The sequence below is a fragment of the Agrobacterium sp. MA01 genome (assembly GCF_009650195.1).
Lineage (GTDB): Bacteria > Pseudomonadota > Alphaproteobacteria > Rhizobiales > Rhizobiaceae > Allorhizobium.
Genome location: NZ_CP045855.1, coordinates 114,213 through 132,451, shown reverse-complemented (window position 1 = coordinate 132,451; position 18,239 = coordinate 114,213). Strand labels below are relative to the sequence as shown.

The 18,239-nt window shown below is 56.4% G+C and carries 16 protein-coding genes; 8 read left to right on the top strand and 8 right to left on the bottom strand.

What is annotated here, in order from left to right:
- Positions 1-460 precede the first annotated feature (460 nt).
- The 6 genes from GH983_RS22635 to GH983_RS22610 all read left to right on the top strand — a co-directional run bounded on the left by GH983_RS22635 (position 461) and on the right by GH983_RS22610 (position 6,652).
- Positions 461-937, top strand: coding sequence for an MgtC/SapB family protein (locus tag GH983_RS22635; protein WP_153763756.1), 477 nt, complete (start codon positions 461-463; stop codon positions 935-937).
- Between the two features lie 186 nt (positions 938-1,123).
- Entirely contained in the window at positions 1,124-1,966 is an 843-nt protein-coding gene (locus GH983_RS22630) for a MurR/RpiR family transcriptional regulator (protein WP_153763755.1), read from the top strand.
- 128 nt (positions 1,967-2,094) lie between these two features.
- Entirely contained in the window at positions 2,095-3,210 is a 1,116-nt protein-coding gene (locus GH983_RS22625; RefSeq protein WP_153763754.1) for an ABC transporter substrate-binding protein, read from the top strand.
- A 57-nt stretch (positions 3,211-3,267) separates the two neighbouring features.
- Positions 3,268-5,013 (top strand): iron ABC transporter permease, encoded by a 1,746-nt coding sequence (locus GH983_RS22620; protein WP_153763753.1) that lies wholly within the window; start codon positions 3,268-3,270, stop codon positions 5,011-5,013.
- Complete coding sequence (locus tag GH983_RS22615; protein ID WP_153763752.1) at positions 5,010-6,053, top strand: ABC transporter ATP-binding protein; 1,044 nt, start codon at positions 5,010-5,012, stop codon at positions 6,051-6,053. The genes GH983_RS22620 and GH983_RS22615 overlap by 4 nt, the downstream gene beginning before the upstream one ends.
- Complete coding sequence (locus GH983_RS22610) at positions 6,053-6,652, top strand: histidine phosphatase family protein (RefSeq protein ID WP_153763751.1); 600 nt, start codon at positions 6,053-6,055, stop codon at positions 6,650-6,652. Before GH983_RS22615 ends, GH983_RS22610 begins: the two co-directional genes overlap by 1 nt.
- A 56-nt stretch (positions 6,653-6,708) precedes the next feature.
- Here the strand turns inward: GH983_RS22610 and GH983_RS22605 are convergent, their stop codons facing one another.
- The 4 genes from GH983_RS22605 to GH983_RS22590 form a co-directional block, all read right to left on the bottom strand.
- On the bottom strand, positions 6,709-8,658 hold the full coding sequence (locus GH983_RS22605) for a bifunctional diguanylate cyclase/phosphodiesterase (protein ID WP_246727624.1): 1,950 nt from the start codon (positions 8,656-8,658) through the stop codon (positions 6,709-6,711).
- A 51-nt stretch (positions 8,659-8,709) separates the two neighbouring features.
- Positions 8,710-10,677 carry a methyl-accepting chemotaxis protein gene (locus tag GH983_RS22600; protein ID WP_153763750.1) on the bottom strand — a complete coding sequence of 656 codons (1,968 nt, stop codon included), beginning with the start codon at positions 10,675-10,677 and terminating at the stop codon, positions 8,710-8,712.
- 77 nt (positions 10,678-10,754) lie between these two features.
- The gene (locus GH983_RS22595) at positions 10,755-11,363 is read right to left on the bottom strand and encodes a hypothetical protein (RefSeq protein WP_246727622.1); all 609 of its coding nucleotides are present in this window, start codon (positions 11,361-11,363) and stop codon (positions 10,755-10,757) included.
- A 396-nt stretch (positions 11,364-11,759) separates the two neighbouring features.
- The gene (locus GH983_RS22590) at positions 11,760-12,062 is read right to left on the bottom strand and encodes a hypothetical protein (RefSeq protein ID WP_153763749.1); all 303 of its coding nucleotides are present in this window, start codon (positions 12,060-12,062) and stop codon (positions 11,760-11,762) included.
- 587 nt (positions 12,063-12,649) lie between these two features.
- On the opposite strand from GH983_RS22590, the gene GH983_RS22585 reads away from it, so the two are divergent.
- A complete protein-coding gene (locus GH983_RS22585; RefSeq protein ID WP_153763748.1) occupies positions 12,650-12,853 on the top strand; it encodes a cold-shock protein in 204 nt (67 codons plus the stop codon).
- Between the two features lie 67 nt (positions 12,854-12,920).
- Here the strand turns inward: GH983_RS22585 and GH983_RS22580 are convergent, their stop codons facing one another.
- From GH983_RS22580 to GH983_RS22565, 4 genes are all read right to left on the bottom strand, one after another.
- Positions 12,921-13,214 (bottom strand): helix-turn-helix transcriptional regulator, encoded by a 294-nt coding sequence (locus GH983_RS22580; protein ID WP_153763763.1) that lies wholly within the window; start codon positions 13,212-13,214, stop codon positions 12,921-12,923.
- Between the two features lie 21 nt (positions 13,215-13,235).
- The gene (locus GH983_RS22575; protein ID WP_371418517.1) at positions 13,236-13,547 is read right to left on the bottom strand and encodes an ArsR/SmtB family transcription factor; all 312 of its coding nucleotides are present in this window, start codon (positions 13,545-13,547) and stop codon (positions 13,236-13,238) included.
- Positions 13,548-13,674: 127 nt separating this feature from the next.
- A complete protein-coding gene (locus GH983_RS22570; protein WP_194842847.1) occupies positions 13,675-15,597 on the bottom strand; it encodes a diguanylate cyclase in 1,923 nt (640 codons plus the stop codon).
- A gap of 7 nt (positions 15,598-15,604) precedes the next feature.
- Positions 15,605-17,470, bottom strand: a complete 1,866-nt coding sequence (locus GH983_RS22565; RefSeq protein WP_153763746.1) for a HAMP domain-containing methyl-accepting chemotaxis protein — start codon at positions 17,468-17,470, stop codon at positions 15,605-15,607.
- Between the two features lie 225 nt (positions 17,471-17,695).
- On the opposite strand from GH983_RS22565, the gene GH983_RS22560 reads away from it, so the two are divergent.
- Positions 17,696-18,019 carry a hypothetical protein gene (locus GH983_RS22560; protein ID WP_153763745.1) on the top strand — a complete coding sequence of 108 codons (324 nt, stop codon included), beginning with the start codon at positions 17,696-17,698 and terminating at the stop codon, positions 18,017-18,019.
- Positions 18,020-18,239 lie beyond the last annotated feature (220 nt).

Sequence of the window (18,239 nt, the reverse complement as noted above, 5' to 3'; positions counted from 1 at the left end):
TGAGCCTGCTCAATTTGATGTCGCGAGTGCGATTGCACATCTACTGGTCGAGACTGCGATTGTGAGCCAGGTTTCGGATCTGGATATGGTCCAAGCGGCCTACAACTGGATCGACCATGTTAACGATTGACGGGTCATTACAAGCGAAGCGACATACAAACCAAAACATACCCCTGTAGGTGTTAATCTCGGTGATGAAGTCGCCGATGGTGCGCAGCGCCTCTCCGATTTTGCGAACCAGATCCTGTAGCTTTATCCCAGAGTCATTAGAGGATAAGACAGGGACCACCTTGGTCATAGGATCGTTTCCACATGTGATGCAGGCGCTTCTCTGGTAGTCCGGGAAAAATGTTCTAGGCCAGCGAAACAAAAGCTGGCCACTTTAGAACATATAAATAGGATCACGCCGTGCCGCTCCAGTTCGTTAACGGATTTGTCAGCTGTATGAGAAAGTTTTTCAATGAACGTGATTTGGTCAACGATAGCCGCAGAATTTGCCGACATTCCTGATGTCTCCACAATAACCCTCATCACAGTCCGCCTCTTGGTCGCAGCGATTTTGGGCGGGATCCTCGGTTACGAACGTGAACGGAAAAGGCGAAGTGCTGGTGTGCGAACTCACATGCTTGTGGCTGTTGGCGCAGCACTCTTCGTGATTGGTCCACTTCAGAGCGGTATGGAAGTAGGCGACCTGTCGCGCGTTTTGCAAGGGGTTGTACAGGGTATCGGTTTTCTGGGGGCAGGCGCGATAATAGTTCGTTCATCACAGCGCCAAATAGAAGGGCTTACAACAGCGGCGAGCATATGGGCAACTGCTGGAATCGGTATCATCGCCGGGTTAGGACTGGAAGCGACCGCCGTACTGTCGACAACAGTCGTATTGCTCATCCTCGCCGTAGTGCCCCTGATTCTGCGGAAGAGTGAAGATCCGGAATGAAGGTTTGGGGCGATGAGATCACTAGGATAGATGCTGAAACTTATACTCGCTACCACCTCGCCTTTTACAATCTAAAGTTGTCCTCAACCATCTGACAGACCGCCCATTTCTGCAATTTTTATTGCAAACGAACTTCTTGTTGCAATGTACTTCTCATTGTGCTTTTTAAGAAACAAGGAGAACATCATGCAACTCGCCGAACGCGTCCAGTCCGTCGCAGAGACGCTAACCCCTGCCGAGCGAAAGCTGGTCAAGGAGATAATATCCAAGCCACGTGATGTGGCATTGGGTACGGCGCTGGAACTGGCGCGCAAGATGGGCGTCCATCAAGCAACGGCTGGTCGTCTGGCACGCAAGCTCGGCTTTGAAACCTATTCGGACTTTCGCGACGCGATCCGCGACGAGTTTATCGTCAAGACCGATCCAGCTTTGCGCGTTCGCAAGACGCTCGAGATTTCCCGCGGTCAAAGCATCCTCGACCTGCTCATCCAGCAGGAAGTCGAAGCGCTTTCGCGTTTGACGGCATATATCGACGAAAGCAGGCTGAGTGATGCGGCAAAAACGATATCCGAATGCCGGCGCATATTCATCTTCGCAAGAGGCAATGCCGAGACGCTTGCCGTTCTGCTGGACAGGCGTCTGCGTCGAATGGCGTTCGATACTGTTGTCGTCAGCGGCGATAGCCGCGACATGGCAGAACAGATCCTGACCATGGGGAGGCAGGATGCGCTGATCCTGTTTGCCTTCCGACGCCAGCCAGACGCTTACACGCCATTGATGGAGCATGCCAGAAAAGTCGGCGCGCGTAGCATCGTCATTTCAGGCGCAGTCGGTCCATCTTTGTCGCCACAGGGCGACCATCTCCTGTCCGCGCCGCGAGCGGGCAAGACAGATGCATTCCAGACACTGACTGTGCCCATGGCCATCTGCAATGGACTGATCCTTTCGATCGCGCAATCTGACGAGAAACGGTCGCTGACACAGCTCGAGACGTTGGGAGAGCTCATCGCGTCCTTCGATCGACGGTAACATCCGCGCATGGTGCGCCGGTGTCCGTGCGCCGAAATTCTGCAATTTGAATTGCGTTTCACATGTTTGTTGCAATTCATCTAGCATTATCGGTGGTGCAAACCACCTTCACTCTGGGAGGAAATGACATGAACCGCATACTTTCCATCGCAACTTCCATCGGCCTCTTGGCAGCACCTGCACTGGCGCAAGAGCTCGACACGCTGTCACCCGAGGCACTTTTGCCGCTCGCGCAAAAAGAGGCGAAAGTGACCGTCTACTCCTTCACGAGCCGCATCGCCCGTGTCGAAGAGGCTTTCGAGAAGGCCTATCCCGGCATCGACCTGATCGGCTTTGATATGTCATCGACTGAGATGATCACCCGACTGCGTACCGAGGCCGCAGCCGGCATCCCCAATGCCGACGTCATCTATGTCTCCGATGCCCCAGTCGTCCTTGGAGAACTGCTGAGCACGGGCTTGCTGAAGAACTATGTGCCGCCGCGCGTCGCTGGCGATCTCGACGACGCCTACAAGTCACCGCTTCTGGCACAGCGCCTTTCCACCAAGGTGCTGATGTACAATGAAGAGGCTCACAAAGACGGTTCGCCAATCAAGAACCTCTGGGATCTGACGACACCCGACTGGACGGGTAAGGTCGTGATGGTCGATCCCTTGCAGCGCGGGGACTATCTCGATCTGATGACCGAGTTCGTCCTGCGTTCTGAAGAGATGGCGAACGCGTATCAGACCCGTTTCGGCAAGCCCATCGAACTGGACGAAGGCGTGGAGACGGCTGGTCATCAGTTCATCGTCGATCTGTTTCAGAACGACCTCGTGCTTCTCGCTTCGACGGATGACGTCAACGCAGCGATCGGCAAGATCGGTCAGGAGAACCCTCCTGTAGGTTTCACCAGCTATTCCGATCGGCGCGACAACGAGGATGAGGGCTGGGCTCTTCAGGTTGCCAATGACGTTGCCCCTTCAAATGGCATCGTCTTCCCTGCCCTTCTCGGCCTGACCGAGGGCACAAAGTCTCCAGCCGCAGCGCGCCTGGTCATCGACTTTCTGATGGGAGACGATAGCGAAACCGGTGGCCAAGGCTACGCCCCCTTCTATGTCGCCGGCGATTGGGCGACGCGCAAGGACATCACCGGCCATCCGGATGCCATCCCGCTTGCCGACTTCACGGGCTGGAGAATTGACCCCGCCCGGACCGCAGAGCTCCGTAAGTCGGTCGGTGATCTGGTTCTGCAGCTGCAGTGATCAGAACGGGGCTGCAGTGGCAGCGCTGCGGCCCACGTCTTTCCTCGGGAGGAATTCATGCCATCACTATCCAGTCGAACCGCCGGTCCCTGGCGCATGCAAAGCCCGGGCCTCGGTTTGAAGCTCTTCGTCTTGATCCTTGTGTCTGGATTGATTGCAGCGCCGCTGCTCAAGATCTTTGCCATCACGGTCTCCCCGTCAGCCGTCACTGCCTGGTCAGACGTGTTGTTCAGCAATCTGTCGCGCAACCTCTTCTGGCGGCCGTTGACAAACACCATCATCCTGGGCGTTGGCGTAGCTGTCGGCTGTGTCTTGATTGGCGGCTTTCTGGCCTGGCTCGTCGTCATGACGGACGTGCCATTTCGCCGGACGATCGGGCTCCTTGCCACCCTGCCCTTCATGATCCCAAGCTTTGCCACAGCCCTTGCCTGGGGATCACTGTTTCGTAACGACAGAGTGGGCGGTCAGATCGGCTTTCTCGAAGGCCTCGGCTTTTCCGTGCCGGACTGGCTTGCCTGGGGTCTGGTACCAACGCTCGTGGTCCTGATCGCGCATTATTATTCGCTCGCTTTCACCGTCATCGCAGCGGCGCTGGCCACCATCAATTCCGATCTCGTGGAAGCCGCTCAGATGGCCGGAGCGCGACGCCGGCGCATCTTTCTCGGCATCATTTTGCCCGTTGCACTCCCCGCGCTCGTTGCGGGTGCCTCCTTGACCTTTGCGGGTGCTGTCTCGAACTTTGCAGCCCCTGCTCTACTTGGGCTGCCGGTGCGCATGCAGACGCTCGCCACACGTCTCTACGGCATGATTGAAATCGGGCAGGTGGAGCGCGGCTATGTGCTGGCCATTCTTCTGATCATCGTCTCGGCCCTGTTCTTATGGCTTGGCAACAAGGTGATCTCCGGACGCCGGTCCTACGCGACGATCACAGGCAAAGGCGGAAGAGCCAAGCGCTTTACGCTCGGATCGGCGAAGCTGCCTTTGTTTCTTGCTGCAGCCGTCATTTGTGCGGCAACGACGATCGTCCCGGTTATCATTCTCATTGCATCGAGCCTGGCGCCGTCTTCATCGGCTCTGTTTTCAAACTGGACACTGCATTATTGGTTTGGCGCATCCGATCCTACGATCGCCCGCGGACAGGCCGGCATCTGGAACAACCCCTTTATTGTATCCGCCTCGGGTATTACCGTCGGACTTGGACTGGCAGTCGCCTTGACTGCCTCTGTGGTTGGCCTTCTCATTGCCTTCGTGCTTGCCCGCTTCCGTTCCGGCCCGCTTGTCGCTGTTATCAACCAGCTGAGCTTCCTTCCGCTGTTGGTACCGGGCATCGCCTTTGGGGCAGCCTATATTGCGCTTCTCGGCGCGCCGATCGGCCCCTTACCCGCGCTCTACGGCACCTTTGCCCTGCTTGTGATCGCCGCCACGGCCTATCTGGTTCCGTTCTCGGTTCAGACAGGACGTGCGGTCATCCAACAGGTCTCCGGTGATCTTGATGAGAGTGCGCGGATGACAGGCGCAAGCTTTGTGCGGCGTCTCATGTCCATCACCGTTCCGCTTGCGGCTCGCGGGCTCGCGGCAGGCGCGCTGGTTGTCTTCGTCAAAATCGTCCGCGACCTCTCGCTGGTTGTTCTCCTGTTCACACCGACAATGCCGCTCCTGTCGGTGCTTGCCTATCGCTACGCGTCGGACGGCTACACGCAGTTCGCCAACGCCATCACCGTCGTCGTTCTTGCGATCTCGATCGCCGCGACGCTCCTTGCCAATCGCCTGCAGGCCAAATCACAACCGTGGTTGCAATCATGATCAAGATCGATTCCCTTCACAAACAGTTCGGTGACTTCCAAGCGGTTCGAGGCGTGAGCCTTTCAGTCCCGAAAGGTGCGTTCCTGGTGCTCGTTGGACCGTCCGGCTGCGGCAAATCCACCATGCTGCGCATGTTGGCCGGCCTTGAAGCCCCGACATCAGGCACAATCACATTCGGTGACACGACGGTCTCTGACGGCAGCCGGGGCTGGGTGATCGAGCCCTCAAAGCGTGATGCTGGCCTCGTATTCCAGTCCTATGCCCTTTGGCCCCATATGACAGTCGCTGGAAACATCGACTGGCCATTAAAGGTTGCCGGCATGGATCGGAGCGCTCGGCAACAGCGCGTGGAAGAGGTTCTCAATCTCTTGAGCATCGCCCAGCTTGCAGATCGATATCCAAACGAGATCTCCGGCGGCCAGCAGCAGCGGGTGGCGATTGCTCGAATGATTGCCCCCAAACCCGGCATCCTTCTGTTCGACGAACCCCTCTCCAACCTCGACGCCAAACTGCGTGTCGAGATGCGAACCGAGCTTTTGCGCGTCCATCGAGCAACGGGCGCGACATCGGTCTATGTGACCCACGACCAGGTCGAGGCCATGACCATGGCAAGCCATGTTGCCGTGATGAATGGCGGGCGCATCGAGCAGTTTGGCAGCCCAAAAGAACTCGTCACTGATCCCCAGACAGCCTTCGTTGCAACATTCGTCGGCACACCGCCCGCAAACCTCATCCCAGTCAGCAATGGCACCTATTGGGACAAGTGGTCAGACGGCGAGCTCGAAGGTCGATCAGGATCCGCAATGTTCAGGCCGGAGGAGCTTGAACTCGCAGCAACGCCATCGGCCCGTACGCTCACACTCGACTTTGCAGAAGCAAGCCCGATGGCCGGGCGTTTCATGGTCACAGGTGTTCGAGATGGTCTTCGCCTCACCGCGATCGTTGACCTGCTGCCGGACTTAACGGTCGGCGACGAGGTCCACTTTCAGCTACCGCAGAAACCGAGCGGCTTTTTCACCAACGAGGGAGGCCGCGTCTGATGAAGCGAATCTTTTTGGTGAGGCATGGGGAAAGCGAGTGGAACTCGGTGCGCCGGCTCCAGGGTCAGGCAGACATCGATCTGTCGGCTCGCGGTGTAGCCCAAGCCAAAGCACTGCGCCCTGTGATCGAAGCCATGGCGCCGGATCATGTCCTAACGTCCGACCTGTTACGGGCACACAAGACCGCCGCACTTCTTGGCTTCGACGATGCGGTTCGCTCGAGAGAATTCCGGGAGATCGATGTGGGCGACTGGACGGGCCAAGCGATTGCTGACCTGATCGCGGCAGATGAAGAGGCTTACCGAGGCTGGCGCGCCGGCACCTTCGTGCCCCCACAAGGCGAAAGCTGGCACGACTTCCGCAGCCGCACCCTCAAAGCTCTGACAGACGCTTGCGAAGCCACCCGAGACCGTCTGTTGGTCGTGTGTCACGGGGGTGTCATTCGCGCACTGCTTGATGGCCTGCTCTCACTGCCACCAAAGCGCATCATCCCGGTTGGTCCTGCAAGTGTGACCGTGCTTGCGTTGAATGACGGGCACTTTCGGCTCGAAAGCTTCAACTTCAGTCCGAGCGGGCCGGTGTTTGACGCTCCTGACTGATAAAAGGTCTGCGAGAGGCTTACTGTCGATGCTAAGGCTGTGGCAATCGCTCATAGTTACATCGCTCGGCCAGCCTTTCGAGCTTCGTCTAGAAGCAAGGACAGCACATCCCGCTGCGACATGGGTTTTCCAAAGAGGTAGCCCTGGATGAGCTGCGGCGACAACGGCGCCAGTGTTTCCATCTCCTGCTGAGTTTCGACACCTTCCAAGACACATGACAAATCGAGATTGCGACAGAGAGTGATGACCCCGGACACGATCTCCTGTGAAGTAGCGCTGGTTGCCACCTTGCGAACAAAGCTGCGATCGATTTTGACCTTGGTGAGCGGCAGCTCGTCCAGATATTCGAAGCTGGAATAGCCGGAACCGAAATCATCCAGCGCAATCTTGAAACCCAGGGCCGCGAGATCCTGCAGCAATGCGCGGGCGGCCGTGATGTCCTTCATCACGGCAGTCTCGGTGATTTCGAATTCGATCCGGCTGGGTTTTATATCGCGAGCCATGACCTCCGCCACCAGCGAGAAGATGAAGGTTCGGTCGGTGAGATCATGGGCAGACAGGTTGAACGACACGCTCAATTCGGAGGGCCAGAGATCAACTGCGTTCAGGGCTTTGCTGAACAGAGTGCGGGTAACGGACTGGATCAAGCCGGCGCGTTCTGCGGCCCGAATGAATCGATCGGGTCGCACCGGCCCGAGGACAGGACTGTCCCACCGAGCCAGCGCTTCGAACCCGACCACATTTCCAGAGGCCACATCCACCTGCGGCTGGAAGAGAAGGCTCAGTTCTTCTTCGAGTTTGGCACCCCGTAATGCCCTCTCAAGCGTCAGGCGTTCCTGCATCTCCAGATCCTGGCTGTCGGTGAACACGACTGCTTGGCGACGCGCATGCTGCTTACCCCTGTACAGGGCGTAATCAGCTTTATCATAGAGATCCCGTGAGGACGTCCCCATGGTGGGAAAGTGTGCAAAGCCGATCGTACCGCTAATGTTCAACTGGACTGGCGATAGGTCGTAGGGCCTGGAGATCACCGATATAATCGTGTCACCAATCTGGGTAACGTCGGTCGGATGCGGCTCGCAATAACAGAGTATTGCGAACTCGTCGCCGCCCATCCGCCCGATTTCGATTTTCGTCAGCTCCAGCCCAGAGAGCCGATCGACCACCTCACACAATAGACGATCACCGGCAGAGTGGCCGTAGAGATCGTTGACGGACTTGAAGCCATCCAGGTCGAGGATCCCCAACCAGAACGGCTTGTTGTCGAGAACAAGCTCGTCGAGCCGCCGCATGATAGAGCGTCGGTTTGCAACACCGGTCAATCCATCGAGCGAGGCGTAACGATCTGCCAGCAGGCGCGCATCGATTTGACGGATGATGGCTTTGCGTAACAGGGTCGCCATGCCGAAGGACGCAAATGACGTTGCCATCCCGATAAACGCGAATTGACTGAACACTTCAGGCGAGGCCTGTCGGGCAAACCAGAACATACCGGCTAATGCTAGGACCACACTCACGAAGGTTCCGCGCAGGGTGATTCCAGTGGTCGAGAATAACACCGCCATAAGGACAAAATAGACGAGCTTTTGCTCCTCAAGATGCATCTGCATGTGGATCACCACATTGATGAACATCAACAGGTTCATGGCCAGTCCCACGGCCTCAAGACCGGCCAAAGTCATCTTCGGCCGCGCGAGAATGACCCCTCGAAAGAAGGCGTAGCTCAGGGCAGTGAATAACGACATGCCCCCGAGCACCAGAAGGTTGAAGCCTTCCTCCTCATAGAAGTGCCCCCAGGTGACAAACAGATAGTAAGCAGCCGCAGGCAGAAGGACACCGCGAATGATTGGCTGGTAAGCCTCAGCGATCGCGCGGCGCCGCACCGCACTTCTCCAGAGCCGGTAATGCTCTTGCCATGACTGGCACAGTTGCTGCCAGATCTGTGCGATCGGGCTCGCCGCGGATGGGTCATCTGGACAGCTACTATTCGCACCTGGGTTTTCCATCGCCTCTCACCCACTCGTGTGTGTTGCGGGCACGATCTCGGTGCCGCCCCATCAAAACTCTTGCCAATCGTCCAGTGCCACAGCGGTGGTGCCATGACTGCGCGGCACGGAAGCTACAACCTGGCGAAGTTCGGAGGCGCGCTGCGTGCGAGCTGCAGCGTGGCTTGCTGCGGCGGGGGTCTGAGCCATGGCACGAGCCGTTTCGCGAAGTGCTGACGCCTGGGTCTGCTGTATGCCGTCGATGCTGAAGTGCGAAACCAGTTCGCGCAACTTTGCGGCCTCGGAGGCAAGTGCTGCCGATGCGGCATTGGATTCCTCGACCATGGCAGCATTCTGCTGGGTGGTCTGGTCCATCGCGTTGACGGCGTGGTTGACTTCCGAGAGGCCGGTCGCCTGTTCCTTGGCCGACAGAGCGATTGCATCCATGTGGGTGTTCATCTCGGTGATGAAACCGCCGATCGTGCGCAGCGCCTCTCCGGTTTTGCGAACCAGGTCCACACCGCCTGCAACTTCGGAAGAGGAGTTCTGGATGAGCGCCTTAATTTCCTTGGCCGCCTGCGCTGAACGCTGGGCAAGTTCACGCACTTCCTGGGCAACGACGGCAAAACCCTTGCCAGCGTCACCGGCACGTGCTGCCTCCACTCCAGCGTTGAGTGCCAGCAGGTTTGTCTGGAAAGCAATCTCATCGATGACGCCAATGATGTTTGAGATCTGCTGCGACGAGCTTTCGATCCGGCGCATGGCTTCTTCGGCACGCGCCACAACTTGAGACGATTCGTTCGCAGAAGTATTGGCGTGTGATGCGACACTGCGGGCTTCTTCGGTGCGCTTTGTCGAATTGAAGACGTTGGCGGTGATCTCTTCAACGGCTGCGGCCGTTTCTTCAAGGGCGGCCGCCTGCTGCTCGGTGCGCTTCGACAGCTGATCCGTGCCCGACGCAATCTCGCGGGTGCCGGTTTCCATGGTCGCGACACTGGTGGTGATCGACGCCATGGTCTGGTTCAGCTGGCGAACCGACTGGTTGAAGTCGTGACGCAGGCTCTCAAAATCGGGGGCGAAGGCTTCATCAATCTGGAAGGCAAGATCACCAGCCGCCAGACGCTTTAGGCCAGCAGCGAGACCTGAGGTGGCAACCCGCAAACGTTCGGCAGCATCGGCTTCGGCGCGCTGCTGGGCAGCGATACGGTCCGCCTCAGCCTGGCGACGGTTGCCTTCGGCTTCGGCTTCCAAACGCTTGTTGGCGATAGCCGCCTCGCGAAAGATCTGCATGGCCGCCGCCATACGGCCGATCTCGTCCTTACCGCCCTGGTCAATTGCGATGTCGAGTTCACCATTGGCAAGCCGTGTGGTGTTGTCGGCAAGCTTGCCAAGCGGACGAGAGACAAGCTGGAAGTTCAGGAAGCCCATCAGGACGGCAGCCGCCGCGACAACGATTGCGGCGACAAGACTGACGGTCTCCACCAGGGCCAGTGCGGTGCTCTGCTGTTGGCTTGCTGCAGTCGCTCGGGCTGAAAGAGTGGTCTTCACCTCGGCGAGCGTCTCCTCGAACGCGACGGCCAATGCCTCGCCTTCACCGGTGACTTCAATCGCTCGTGCCAGCTCGACAGTCGCAGGATCGCGCATCAGCAGAATCTGGCGATCGACGAAATTGGTTTTCCAGGTTGAGAGCGTTTCAAACGCATCGTTGATTTTTGGCAAGTCTTCCGGCGCGACCGCGGATATCGTCGCTTGCAGCTTCGGTTCGTCTGCTGCCATCTCGGCAAGCACATTCTGCACCTTCGTGACATGATCACGGTTGCCGGTCAGCAAGAAAGTCTTCACCTGCTCGTTGGCGATGTCAAGATCGTTCGAGAACTCGTCGATCATCGCCGCAGCTTCGGTGATCCTGGATGTCTCAGTGACCTGTTGGCTGGCGACAACAGCCCGGTTGTGCATGAAGATCGACGCTGCAACCGCAATGGTGGCGAGAAGTCCGAAGGCGATGAAGCCCTTGGCGCTGACGGAGAGGTTCTTAAGCATGGGAAATTCCTGTCCCGGAAGAATGCATGTCAATTAATGGAGTAGAGGCCCGCCATCATGGAGGCCCAGGCGCTTGATCAGCTGGCCGTGAGGCTGCGGCGTTCAAGTTCCGTCAGATTGAGTTCGATGGTGACGGCACCGATCTTCTTTCTGGATGCATCGACGAGGGTGAAGCTGACCTGGTTGCGCCAAATCTTCGCTTCCTCGTCCCACTCCGGCTCATCGATGAACAAGGCATCTTCAGAGACATTGTAGGTCTTCTGAAATTTGTCCTCATCCCCCTGCCAAAAGTCGCTGGTGACGGAGCTTTGACCGACGTTCAGACCGTTCTGGTCCATGACGAAGATTTCTGCATAGAGGCCAAGTGACCTCCCCTGCATACGAGCCAGATAAACCGACAATGGATTGGACAGTGTGGCTGCGATGACTGGCTTGTCGGCCACTTCACGCTCGGCTTTCCATTGAGTGTCCAGCTCGTCGATCTGGGCCTGCGTCAGGTCGTGCAATCGGTTGTTTTGCGCCCCGACAGTTAGCCAAGCGATCTCGGTTTCCAGGGAAGCCCGCATCTCCTGGACAAGATCTGCGGTGATCAACTGACGGGTATCGGGGGCCGGCGGCTGGGCATGTGCTGCAGCAGGAAAAAGGTTCAGACAAGTGCATGCCAGAAGTGCGCGAAACGCGTTCACAAAGGTTCTCCTTCGATCGATTAATGATCAAACTCTTACGCAGGAGTCCTTAATATTTGCATAGCACGATTTATAGTTAAAAATTTATGTATTTTTTCTTATATAATTGTTTTATATCGCAATTTTCCGGATAGCGGTCACCAAGCCAAGAAACGACTTGGAAGAAAATTCAAGTCCATTTTCGGCATTGCGTCGCCATAGGACCCAACAAATCAAAACTCTACACCGGCCCCGAAAATAACAAATATCAATTCTATGGTCGAAAAGCGGACAATCACCTCCTAGTGCGATTGTCGCACGACCTTTTGAATGCCGAACCGTCATCGACACTACCGAACTGGGCCATGATATTTGCAAGAGCCTAGATAGCGCCAAGCCCCTGTTTAGCAAATTACTCTAAATTGCCATGCTGATATTATCGACTATAGCGCTGACGCGCTCCATGGTGGCGGCGATATCCGCAGATGAGTAATACGGCGTATCGGCTCCTCGTTTCGTCGCACGAGCTGTCAAATCTGCGAGACCACTTAAACGCGCACTCGCTTCGAGCAAATACTGCTTGGGATCCGGCTTGCTCGATGAGATCTCGACCAGGAGAAAAGCCACCAAAGTCTGCAGGGCGATCAGTTGATTGCCCTGCGCCACATGATTTTCGACCAGTTTGTCAAGGATATCGCCGATATCCACTTGTTGCGTCATGATCTATCTGAAGTCCTGTAAGTGAACGACCGCATGCGGCTGAAGAGGGGTCTCCAGTTTCCCTCGAGCGCTGGGAAGACTGAACCGGGAAACAGTCGCGGAGTTCGTGGTGCGCCGCCTCTTCGTCTTAGTTGTCAGACAATTGAAAAGCTATACCTAACTTAGCTTGAGAAAATATTTTTCTCATTTTCAAAATAGGCAAAGGGCTGCTACGGCGGCATCCGCGGGATGACTCATTTTCGCCAACAGGGATGCTTCTTCTGTTGGCCTAGTGCACCAACGGTTTCCTTTTTTCAACATTTGTACGCAACGGGCCGCTCATGTCGGCCCGTTGCGTACAGTTCAAAGCAGTGCTCAGATTCAGAAATCTTCCCACGCCTCATTTTTGCCTGCGGTGTTGCCCCTGACAGCGGTGGGAACCCGGACATCATTTCGCAAAACCACCGGTTCAATCAGCGATTCCGCAAAGCGTCTATGTCGGTCCGATCAATGCATTCTTTGACCTGTCCCCAGATGCCTCATATGATGCAACTTGCTGCTCGGACGCGTGGCGCGTAGGGTCGGCGTGTCAATCACTAAAGAGGTTCATGGCGACCGGGACAGTAAAATTCTTTGCTCTGGACAAGGGCTTCGGCTTCATCACTTCCGATGACGGCGGTCAGGACGTCTTTGTGCATATCTCCGCCGTCGGGTTCGGCGAGGCGTTGAAGGACGGCCAGAAGGTTCGCTACGAAGTAGGCCAGGACCGCAAGACGGGCAAATCCAAAGCCGAGAACGTCTCGATACTCTGAGTTATCTCGAAGAATTCTGCGCGGCGATTAATGGTCTCCTACAAAGCCGGCGCGGCTCGCTCGACATTCACAGATGCTCTGAAAGCCAAGTCTTAAGCAGGGCTAGATTCTCTTCGTCCCTTGCGTAGAGCACCTGGCTGCCCAACCGTCTGGTAGACACCAAACCGGCGCGGTGAAGCACGGAGAGATGTTGTGATGCCGCTGACTGCGACAAGCCGCTGCGCTCAAACTGGCCCGCAGGCACACCCAGGCCCCATGCCACCGTCTCGGCCACAAAATGTTGAGCTGGCTGTTTCAGCCACGCCAAGAATTCTAGGCGCATGGGATGGGCAAGCGCCTTCATGGCGTCATGAGGATCCAAGAGACGTTTCATGGTCTGAGATCAACGCAGCAGGCCGGAATAGGTCAGGAAATGGATCACGGTCTTATCGCTACAGCTATAGTACATGGATTGGCGATCGCGACGAGTTTTTACCATCTTGCTGTCCCGCAGCCTGCGAAGGTGCTGAGATAGAGCCGATTGGCTGATACTGAGGCTATCAGCCAGTTCGTTGACGGACCATTCGCGCTCGATGATACGACAAAAAACTGCAAGCCTTGTAGGATTGGCGAGTGCCGAGAACACTTCTGCCGCCACTTCAAACTCCACGTCGGTCGGATAGCAGGCAACGGCGGGCATCAGATCTCTCACCATCAAATTCATTTCAAATTCCTGTCGCACACTTCAATAATACTACTAAAACATTTTATGCTTAATAAATGGTTGATGCGTGTCCTCTATTGGGGTGCGCATTATCGGCCGAACGAGCGGCTTGAACGGGTCAGGCCATAGAGAGGTCGGAAGCTCTCGGCTGTTGAACCCTTGCTTGACCCATGTTAACGGCGGGTCTTGCCTGTGAGGCACGCAGTTTGTCACGGCCTGCAGCTTTGGCGGCGTAAAGCGCTTCATCGCACCATGTGAGAAGCTGGTGACAGTCGCCTATCGTGTGATCCATCGAAGCTAAGCCGATAGACATGGTCACACGGCCCTTCGGGCTGGCGACATGGGGGATTTCGAGCATGCGCACGGCTGCCAGCAAACGCAACGCTATGGCATGGGCAGCGTCCTCTGAAGTCCCAGGTAAAATGACCGCAAACTCCTCGCCTCCGTATCGAGCAACGATATCGGCTGGGATGCGGCAGCCAGACTGGAGAACGGCCGCGACCTGGCGTAACACCTCGTCCCCGGCTGGATGGCCGTATGTGTCGTTGTAAGCCTTGAAGTAGTCGACATCGATCATCAGCAGCGAAAACTCATGGGAAGCTCTCTTGGCCGCCTCGAACGCACCCTCAAGCTGTCGATCAAAACTCCGGCGATTGAGGAGATCAGTTAGCCCATCGCGATTGGCAAGGCTTTCTAACTGACGTGCCGCCGCTCTCTTGTCACTGATATCGGCATAAAGGGTAACCCAGCCGCCATCTGCCAGCGCACGTGTCGTTTTCGAGACCCAGCGGCCGCCGCTCAGCATCAGCTCAGATTGCTCTGCTGCCTGGCTGCGCTCAACTTCTTCCTGAACCCAAGTCAGCGGTGAACTGTCGTCGGGTATCTTGATGTCACCTCGCAGGACACCCGCCGTCAGCAGCTCTGGAAGAGTGCACCCTTTGCACGTCATCTCATCCACGTAAGGGAAAAACTCGAGGTAACGACGGTTCCAGACGATCAACCGCCCTTCCCAATCAAACATTGCCAGCCCATCTGCCATCTCGGTCATCGCGGTCTCGAGAAGAACCTGCGTCGAAATCAATTCGGCCTGCAGCGCTTTTTGAATGCTGATGTTAGCAGTATGGCTGACGATCCCTTTCAAAGCACCAGCTTCATCGAAATACGGCGCTTTGACTGTGTTCAGCCAGATGACGTTGCCATCGCGCTCAAACTGCTGTTCCAGCACGACCGGCTGCGGGTTGCGAAGGAATGCTTGTTCCTGCTCCCAGAACTGCGAGGCATCTCTCGCGCTGTAGTAGTCGAAGTCACTCTTGCCGATCATCGATGCAGCATCATAGGCACCCATGAGTTTCGCAGTCGCCGGATTGGCCAAGAGAAACCGCCCCTCAAGATCTTTCACATTCAGAGCGTCTGGGAGAGCACTGACGATCTGTTTGTGCAGTTCATTTAGCTGCGCATTCTTACGACGTAACACGTCGATGCGAATGAAGAATGTGGCGATCAACGTCCCGCCAAAATTGAGAAGAAGCAAAGCTGCGTATAAGTGTCCATCCACCAGCGCTCCTCTGACAGACGCCGGTAGCAAGAAAAGTATGAGAAGTGCGACACCCGCATTGAGCGTACTGAACGCGACCACGTTGGGGGTAGAATTATAGCCGCGCTTGGCAAAATGATAACCTGCAATCGACACGCCGCAGGCGATCCAGATCCCTGCGATGCCTAGAACTGTGCCAGCACCTCCGATCCAAAATCGCGCGACCGTCGCCAGACCCGCTGCGGCAGCAGCACCTACGGGGCCGGAGATCAGGCCAACGACCGCTAGCGGTACAATTCTCAGGTCAAACCGGAAGCCGTTAATCAGTTCGCCAGGCATTTGCATCAGGATTGCCGCCGTGCTGCCGAACAGCATTCCACTGGCGACCTGACGAGTGAGCGTCAAGTCTCCGCTCACCCTGTCGCGGACAATCGAGCAGATCGTTAAGGCAAGGCTGATCACGCCAAGTTGGGCCAGGAACGCGATCAGCAACTCAGGTGCAATCATGTCGATATCACGCCGCCCGAGTGGTTGGGGTTTGTCCAGTGCCCTCAAAATGCCCGCCAGCGCCGCTGACATCACGAACCTTGGCTCTACGGTTGAGAACGAACCGATTGACCAGGCCCGAAAGGTGGGTGGACGCTGATAACAGAGTGTGACTGAGCGCCGTGGTCTCTTCCACCATGGCCGCGTTCTGCTGTGTCATCTGATCTAGTTCATTCACTGCAATTGTGATTTCTTTGAGACCTGCCGACTGTTCGACTGCGGCTGTCGAGATCGCGTCGATATTCTTGTCGATCGAGGTCACGAAACTGTCGATACGACCCAAGGCACGGCCAGTGTCATCGACCAGCTTCACGCCGACCGATACCTGCTCACCAGAATTGGAGACAAGCGCCTTGATTTCTTTGGCTGCAACCGCTGAACGCTGCGCAAGCTCCCGAACTTCCTGGGCAACAACTGCAAACCCCTTACCAGCCTCCCCTGCCCTTGCGGCCTCGACACCGGCATTCAAAGCGAGAAGGTTGGTTTGGAAGGCGATCTCATCGATGACACCAATGATCTGACCGATTTCCGAAGCCGAATTGGCAATCTGCTTCATTGCGTCGATTGCGCTCTGAACTACACGGCCAGAGTCCTCAGTGCAAACCTTCGCTTCCGCGACGAGTTTGCGTGTTTCAACGCTGCGCTCGGACGCTTGCGCAACCGTCACAGCGACTTGCTCGAGTGCTGCTGACGTTTCCTCCAGAGCTGCGGCCTGCTGTTCGGTACGCTTGGCGAGATTGTCAGAGGCCGACCGCATTTCCTGCCCGTTTTCGTGGATAGCGCGCGTCGTTTCGAGAACCTGCTCGAGCGTCGTCTGAAACGCGCCCAACGCGTTGTTGAAGTCATGTCGCAGCGGCTCGAATTCGCTCATGAACGGATGGTCAATCGTGAAGCGAATATTGCATTCTGCAAGGCGGGCAAGTCCGGCCCCAAGCGTGTCGACGACATGGGAGAGAGCATCAGCCTGCTCTGCCATCTCGGTCGCCCGCTGCTGCTGCTCTTCAAGGCTTGCAGCACGCATCTCCTCTGCCTCAAGGCGCATGCGCTTGCGTTCCAACGCCGCCTGACGAAACACTTCAACAGATTGGGCAATATCGCCGATCTCATCAACACGATGAGTAAACGGCACTTCCTTTGTCAGGTCGCCACCCGCCAGATGCGACATATAGCCCGAAATCGCACTCAGCGGATTAATGGCGCGACGTCGGAAATACCAGATACCGGCGATAAATAGGAAGACGGAGATGCCGCTTCCGACAATAGCCAGCCGTTCCAGCGATGCCGAGGTTGACGCCGCGCGCTGCTCTTCTCCCGCTAGATGGTCGTTCGCCATCTGGACTAGCTCACGCACGGCAGCATCATGGGCCCAGAATTTCCCACCGAGCACCTGGATCGCAGCGGCCACGTCCTCCGGCTTGCCTGCTGACAAGGCGTTCAGATATTCACCGTTATAGGTGTTCCAGAAGGCGTCCCCCTTAATCAAAACGTCATCTGCGAGCTTTGCCTTCAGTGGTCTTGGCAAGTTTGAAGACTGCCAATACCCTCGTCGCGTCTGGTAATCCGAGGCAAGCGCCGCGATCTTCTCTGCAGAACTCTGAGCCTTCTCAGGGTCCAGAGCCGCCTCACTCGCCAGCATATAGGCTTCAACAAGATACAGCGGAGGTGGCAAGATGTCCGCGACGAGATCCTTGCCGCCAATGATCCCACCGTAAACCGGTCCGCCAACCTTTAGCTGAGACAGAGTGTAGCTTTGCAAACCGATCGATGTGCCGAGGCCGACGACGACCACGGCTGCGAATGTCAGCAGCAAACGCGCAATAGTGATTTTTGGCATTCAGGTCCCCTAAACCCGTGAAACAATCATCCGTCATTAGAATGAGAAATCGCTAATTTCTCGTTAGCTTGATAAATGGCAATTGTCACAGTCGGGCTGGTCTTTCGTCTAAGGCTCCGGCGACCACAGGCGACTAAATGTTTGCGCAGAGAGCTAGCTGGTATGTATTATGGTGGCCGCGGCTGACATTGCGTCAAAATCGCGGCTATCCCGGAGCAGTCACCTGTGACACCTCAAAACGATGATCTGACAAAAGCAATTGTTGCTCTCATTGACAGAACTGAAACGCTATCGAAACAGGTGCTTGCGCTGACAAACCTGAACGCGGTTCTGATCCGGGAAAACTGCATGCTGATGGCTGATCCGCTTGATCACTTCGCGAAACTCGAGGCAGAAATCGGGGGTTTAGGAGAGGCCATCGCGATCGGGACAAGACGGTACACCGACGTCGCCATATCGTCGCATGACATCACTGCAATCTTCGAACAAGTTCTACGGCAGAGCCGCGATCTTCTAGACCGTGCTAATCCCAATTCAAGCGTCTCATGACGCCCCGACGGCCGCCATAGCCTGCAGTTCGGGTAAAGGCGATCAACGTATCGATATCATTAGTCTAAAGCCGGCTCTTAAGCCTGTGCTTGAATCTTTCCGCTTATGGCGGCTGTCCAGTTAAAAAACGCGCGCAGATCGGGGTGCCCGCACGCCAAAATCATTCAAACCACGACCAGAAAATGCGTGTCGTGATCAACCCGGTATCAACTTCAGCAAG